Genomic DNA, 6,000 nt, shown 5'->3' on the forward strand with positions numbered 1-6,000 from the left:
GCCGATCAGATGAGGTGATGTCTTCGGACGCCGTGTCTCCGTACGCGGTCCTGGTGGTGGCGTCGTCTCCCGACTGCGGCTGCTGCAACTCGTCCCTCACACGGGCCGCGTGGGTCGTCGACCTGCCCCTCCACCTGTGCACTCAGGAAGAAGCGCTCGCCTTCCTCACCCGCTCTGCGGGGTAGGAGTTCGAGGGGTACCAGCGGCCCGGACGGGCCTGGCAGCGGCAGTGGTTCTCAGTAGAGGACGGAGGGGAGATACGCTCCGGCGGGTTCGTTGTAGAGCCCGATGGTCATCAGGCTCATGAGCTGCTGAACCTTCAGACCGCGTCCCAGGCACCATTGGAGCAGGGCGCTGTTCCGCGCGGGGACGAGGATGCCGGGACCGCCGAAGGCGGGAGCCGCGGTGATGAGCGCTCTGATGTCCTCGGTGCTCTCACCGACCGCGTGGGCGAAGAACGACAGGTCCGTGGCATAGCCGGTGACGCGCCCGTCGTGCTCGGTCACGCGGGCTGTCCCCATCGTGAGCGCGTCGGTGACCTCACCGCCGCGATCGATCCCGTGGACCGTCCGGCACACCTCGTTGCAGGCCGCCAGGTCCGCATCGGTCGCCGCCCGCACCCCGTACCCGGGCACGCCTCCTCCGACCGGCGGTCCCTGCAGACAGGCCACCGTTTCGCGGAACTCGAACCCGAGGCCGGCGTACAGCGCGAACGACCGTGCGTGATAGCCACTCTGCAGCAACCGGATTCCCGGTGCCTGCCGCTCGGCCGCCCGTCGCATGACGTCCTGCATGAGCCGACGCCCGATGCCGCCGTTCTGGGTGGTCGGGTCCACAGTGATCGGCCCCACGCCGGTGATGGGCGACCGCTCGTCGAGGAAGTTGCTGCCCACGATCCGGCCGTCGAGTTCGGCGACGACGGTATAGAAACCGGGGTGGCTGAGCAGCATTCCGCACATTCCCGCGGCCTCGTCCGCACCGGGGATGTCGGAGAGGAATCCGTGCTCGCGGGCGATCCCGGCGAAGGCCTCGAAGCAGATCCTGCCGCATTCCGAAGCGTCCTCCGCCCTTCCGGGGCGCAGTACGAGATCCACGACGGCATCTCCTTCCGGCCTGCAACCCGCCCAAGGCTCTCCTTCCATCAAACGCGCCCGCCGCCGCATCGGCAAACCGGTCTGCCCCGCCCCGTGCGGCCACGTGGGCCGACAGCAGACGTCCCACGGATCGGCCCCCGGTGGTCACCTCAGGTCGTAGTCGAAGGTGTACGGAACGGAAGGCTCACCGTGCCTGGCGGTGAAGCGGCCTGTTCCCCACAGCCCGGTCAGCTCGCCGGTGCCCGACCCCGGTACGACCTCGAAGGCACAGTGCACCGTGCCGTCGGCGTTGAACGAACCGCGTTCCTCGACGACGAAGGTGCCCTGACGCCCGTCGAGGCTGCCGGTCAGCCTCTCCATTCCGGTGAAGGTCCCGGTCCGTTCGGTGACGTAGACGAGGGTGTACTCGCAGGTGGTGTCGGCAGCCTCGATGCCGCCGGCGAAGGTGTTGATGACGGAGGCGCGGGCGAGCTTCGGGCTCGCCTCGCTCGGGCCGGCAGGGCGCTCGTCCCAGTTGGCGAAGGCGAAGTGGCCGGTGGTGGTCTGCGCGGGCATGGAAGTCCTCTCGATCAGCCGCACGGTCCTCCGGGCGGCGTGTGACCAGACTGAATGCTGTACCTGACATCTCCTGTCAGGTACAGCAGGACAATGGCTCCATGCGTGCCGACCGGCTTCTCTCCTTGCTCCTGCTGCTCCAGAACCGTGGGCGGATGACCGCTCCCGAGCTCGCCGAGGAGCTGGAGGTGACGACCCGTACCGTCTACCGGGACATCGAAGCGCTCAGTGCGTCGGGAATCCCGGTCCGTGCCGAGCGGGGGCCTGCCGGTGGCTACCGCCTGATGGACGGGTACCGCACGCGGCTGACCGGACTCACCGACGCCGAAGCCGGCTCGCTCTTCCTCTCCGGAGCACCGGGACCGGCGCGTGACCTGGGACTCGGCGCGGTGCTGGCCACCGCTCAGCTGAAACTCCAAGCCGCCCTCCCGGCTGAACTCGCGGAGCGGACCCGATACGTTCAGGACCGGTTCCACCTGGACGCGCCGGCGTGGTTCCGGGACGCCGACCCGGTTCCCCATCTGGCACAGGTCGCACGGGCGGTGTGGGACCAGCGTGTGCTGCGCACGCACTACCGGCGTTGGGGTGGTGAGGTCCATCGGGAGCTGCGCCCGCTCGGCATCGTCCTCAAAGGCGGAATCTGGTACCTGGCGGCGCTTGCGGACGAGGCCGTACGGACCTATCGGCTGTCGCGGTTCTTGGCCGTGGACACGATGGAAGAGGGTTTCGAGCGACCGGCGGGGTTCGAGCTGGCTGTCTATTGGGAGGAATCCTCCAGGCGTCTGGAGGCCGCGCTTCACCAGGGAACCGCGCGACTGAGGATTTCCCCCCGAGCCCGGCGACTGCTGCCTGTGCAGTTCGGCGCGGCGGGCGCACGAGCCCTTGAGAGCGCCGGGCCGCCCGACGACGCGGGGTGGGTCGAGGTGGAGATGCCGATCGAGGCGCAGGCCGTCGCGGTCAGTGACCTGCTCAGGCTCGGCACGGAGGCTGAGGTGCTCGGCCCTTCCGACCTCCGGCAAGCCGTCGCCGAGGCCGTCGCCGTCCTGGCGAAGCGCTACGCCGCGGCGCCCTGACACGAGGCGGCCCGCCGGACCGAGGCCCGACGGGCCGCCGCGAACGACACTCCCAGCGCCGCGACGGAGTCGGAGTCGCGTCGGCGCCCGAATGCGCCGGGGGAGTGGGGCGGCTCCCGGTCAGCCGCAGTTGCCGGCGGGACGGCCGCGGGTGACCAGATCGCCGTATCCGGTGGTGGCGTCGATCCAGACCACCTGCTTGCCGCCCGCGGAGACCGCGGCGGACTGCTCACCGCGGTTGCAGGAGACCCGCGCTCTCTTCGCGCCGTCCGCGGAGAACTGCCACAGCTTGGACAGCATCTCGTGGTGATACGGCGCGCCGGGGACCGAGGGAGCCTGCGACGTGACCGTCACCGCCTCGTCCGAGGCCGTCAGGTCGGTCGTGTACAGCGCGTCCGCGCCCTGCTCCTTGCTGAGATCCACGACCTCCGTTCCGTCGAGGTTCGCGCGCCGCACGGCCTCCTGCCCCTGGTCGCTGACCTCGTCCGCCAGCCAGAAGACGTGCGTGCCGGTGATGCCGGTCTGCCCGACGTTGATCGGCTTGCCGAGCTGCGGCATCACGGTCGTCGTGCCGCTCGCGAGATCCAGGACCTCGACGGAGTAGGAGTAGGTGCCGGGACGCGAATAGGTGCGTTTGCCGTAAGCGATCTTCCCGCCGTGGAGGGACGGCATGGCGGTCGCGATGCGACGCGCCCCGGGACTCACCCACGTCGGGCTCTCGTCACCCGGACGCAGATAGGCCACCCTGATGGCCACGCCGGTACGCACGGACGCCGAGAAGACCACGACACCGCCCTCGACCCGCACGTCGTAGATGTTCTTGCGGTTGGACCACAGCTTCGCACGACGTACTGGCCGCCCAGGACGTCCACACCGCGGTGCCGCTGCTGCAGCCGCACGGTCTCCGCCGCACCGACGGCTGTGGTCCGCAGAGGCTTCAGGTCGCGCTCCGGATCGGCGATCCGGTAGCGGTTCTTCTTGTCCACGATGTGCCCCCGTGCCGCGTCGGCCGCGCTCCCTGTGGCTTTCACCGGCTCCCGGAGCCCCTCCACCAGCGCGGGCGTCGCCGTCCTCTGCCCCGGGACCACACCGACCGGGCCCGGAGGCGGTGGCGTCACCGCGGCAGGTGCCGGAGCCGCCGAAACGACAAGTGCTGCGGCGCTGATCAGCGCCGCAGCACCGGCTGTGCCACCCCGGGCCCTGGATGCTCTCGGTCTTGCCGCACGTGCTCTCGGCTCGCGCACGGTATCCCCTCCGCCGTGTGCCGGCGGCACACGTGTGCTGACGGCAGGAACATCTTCGGTCGGGGCCATGCAAGCGGTGATGCGGCACCTCATCAATGGGGTGCGGGTTGGCACAGGCGGCTTTCGGCCTTGGTCGACGTTCCAGGTCTTCCTGGCGGTGACCAGCAGCGCGATGGCGGTGCGGACGGGGTCGTGGACGGCACGGTCGTGGACGTGGATCCGGAGGGCGGTCGCGGGGGTGGCCATGTCGGGGCTCGGTGGAACCCACGGCAGGCCGGTGGCGTCGTAGAAATCACCGTGCCGCCGGCCTGCGACGGGGACGACCTCCAGGGGCACTCCTGACTGCTTGTCAGGACCTTCTGGTCATTTCCTTGCCGTCAGTGCGCCCGGGAGCGTTCTTCAGCAGGTGGGACCGGCTGCCGGGGTCTCGAATGTCTGACCGTTGGCCTGGAGCAGTCCCACGTACTTCCTGTTGCAGGGGTAGCTCACGTTCCAGGTCGTGTTGGCGCGCTCGCCGGTGCTGATGGTCTTCCACGGGCCCCAATCCGTGCTGGTGCTGCGGAACCCGAGGCGGGCCTGGATGGTCGAACCGGCCTTCTTGGTGTAGAAGACCTCGATGCGGGAAGGGCTTGTGTTCAGCGAAATGCAGAGCTGTCCGTTGCTCATGCTCGTGCACTTGACCCTGTCGCTTCCCGACGCCGCGGCCGGTGCCGACGCCGGCGCTGACGCCTGGGGCGACGCGTCACGCACGGACGCGTGGGCGGGTGCGGCGATGAGCGAGGTACCAGCTGCCACGCATGCGGCGACAGTCAGCGCTATCCGACGGTTCATATGGTTGTTCCCCCTGGTGGTCGGTCATGATCAACGGTGGCGAGACTACAGGGGGTTGAGCGCGTTTTCCATGGTCGGGCGCGAACTGTCGGGGAGCTTGCCGCACCCGACAGGAGCGGGCACAGGATGTCGGGTCCGGCAGGGTGGGTTCTTCCTAACGTGAGTGAGCGAAAGGGAAGGAGGCCGCGGTGCTGGAGCCACTGAACCAGGCCATCGAGCACATCGAGGGTCGCCTCGATCAGCGGATCGAGGCGGCCGACCTGGCGCGGATCGCGTTGACATCGGAGTACCACTTCCGGCGGTTGTTCTCCGCGTTGGCGGGGATTCCCCTGTCGGAGTACGTCCGGCGCAGGCGACTCACTGTCGCGGGAGCCGAGGTGCTGGCCGGGGACCGGACGCTGCTGGAGATAGCGGTGCGGTACGGCTACACCTCGGGGGAGGCGTTCGCGCGGGCGTTCCGTGCCATGCACGGCGTCGGTCCCGGCGAGGCCAGGCGGTCCGGTACGAGTCTGCGGTGCCAGCCGCGGTTGTCCTTCCGTCTCACTGTCGAAGGGAGCAGCAGCATGGAGTACCGGGTTGTGGAGAAGGAAGAGTTCCGAGTGGTGGGCAGGAAGGCGCGTGTCCCCCTCGTGCACGAGGGGGTCAACCCGGCCATCGCCGCCTTCATCCGGGACATCGGCCAGGAGACGCTGCGCCGCATGCAGAGCCTGTCCGATCAGGAGCCGAAGGGGATCGTCTCGGTGAGTGACCAACTGGACGACAGCCGCGCCGAGGGAACCGAACTCGATTACTACCACGGGGTGGTGACCGGCGCCGCCGTGCCCGAGGACATGGACGCGCTCACTGTCCGAGCCGGGACATGGGCTGTCTTCGAGAGCTCCGGGCCGTTCCCGCAGGCGCTCCAATACCTGTGGCGGGACGTGTTCACCCAATGGTTCCCGTCCAATCCCTATCGGAGCCGTCCGGGGCCCGAGATCCTGCGCACCCAGGTGTCGCAGGACGGGGCGCAGGCGGACGCGGAACTGTGGATCCCCGTGGAACGGACCGCGGTCTGAACGGTGGCGGGGGGGGGGGGGGGGGGGGGGGGGGGGGAGGGGGGCCCCCCCCCACCCCACGCCCCCCCCCCCCACCCCCCCTCCAGCCACACCCGGCACCACCCACCGCAGATCTACACTCACCCCCTCCTGACGAACTAAAGCCTCC

The 6,000-nt window shown here is 69.5% G+C and carries 7 protein-coding genes and 1 pseudogene; 3 read left to right on the forward strand and 5 right to left on the reverse strand.

Going from position 1 to position 6,000, the window contains the following annotated elements:
• Positions 1–17: 17 nt before the first annotated feature.
• Positions 18–185 carry a hypothetical protein gene (locus tag ACZ53N_RS30250; protein ID WP_469143990.1) on the forward strand — a complete coding sequence of 56 codons (168 nt, stop codon included), beginning with the start codon at positions 18–20 and terminating at the stop codon, positions 183–185.
• 51 nt (positions 186–236) lie between these two features.
• Here ACZ53N_RS30250 and ACZ53N_RS30255 read toward each other — a convergent pair whose 3' ends face one another.
• Together ACZ53N_RS30255 and ACZ53N_RS30260 are read right to left on the reverse strand one after the other, a co-directional pair.
• The gene (locus tag ACZ53N_RS30255; RefSeq protein ID WP_469143991.1) at positions 237–1,094 is read right to left on the reverse strand and encodes a GNAT family N-acetyltransferase; all 858 of its coding nucleotides are present in this window, start codon (positions 1,092–1,094) and stop codon (positions 237–239) included.
• Between the two features lie 144 nt (positions 1,095–1,238).
• Positions 1,239–1,649, reverse strand: coding sequence for a DUF3224 domain-containing protein (locus ACZ53N_RS30260; RefSeq protein ID WP_469143992.1), 411 nt, complete (start codon positions 1,647–1,649; stop codon positions 1,239–1,241).
• A gap of 101 nt (positions 1,650–1,750) precedes the next feature.
• On the opposite strand from ACZ53N_RS30260, the gene ACZ53N_RS30265 reads away from it, so the two are divergent.
• Positions 1,751–2,722, forward strand: coding sequence for a helix-turn-helix transcriptional regulator (locus tag ACZ53N_RS30265; RefSeq protein ID WP_469143993.1), 972 nt, complete (start codon positions 1,751–1,753; stop codon positions 2,720–2,722).
• A gap of 120 nt (positions 2,723–2,842) precedes the next feature.
• Here ACZ53N_RS30265 and ACZ53N_RS30270 read toward each other — a convergent pair whose 3' ends face one another.
• From ACZ53N_RS30270 to ACZ53N_RS30280, 3 genes and pseudogenes are all read right to left on the reverse strand, one after another.
• Complete coding sequence (locus tag ACZ53N_RS30270) at positions 2,843–3,529, reverse strand: hypothetical protein (RefSeq protein ID WP_469144013.1); 687 nt, start codon at positions 3,527–3,529, stop codon at positions 2,843–2,845.
• Positions 3,530–4,104: 575 nt separating this feature from the next.
• A pseudogene (locus ACZ53N_RS30275) lies at positions 4,105–4,302 on the reverse strand (hypothetical protein); the annotation flags it as partial.
• A gap of 63 nt (positions 4,303–4,365) precedes the next feature.
• On the reverse strand, positions 4,366–4,632 hold the full coding sequence (locus ACZ53N_RS30280; protein ID WP_469143994.1) for a hypothetical protein: 267 nt from the start codon (positions 4,630–4,632) through the stop codon (positions 4,366–4,368).
• Positions 4,633–4,985: 353 nt separating this feature from the next.
• Here ACZ53N_RS30280 and ACZ53N_RS30285 point away from each other — a divergent pair, with 353 nt between their 5' ends.
• Complete coding sequence (locus ACZ53N_RS30285) at positions 4,986–5,852, forward strand: AraC family transcriptional regulator (RefSeq protein ID WP_469143995.1); 867 nt, start codon at positions 4,986–4,988, stop codon at positions 5,850–5,852.
• Positions 5,853–6,000 lie beyond the last annotated feature (148 nt).

Source organism: Streptomyces sp. NPDC033229, from assembly GCF_055576875.1.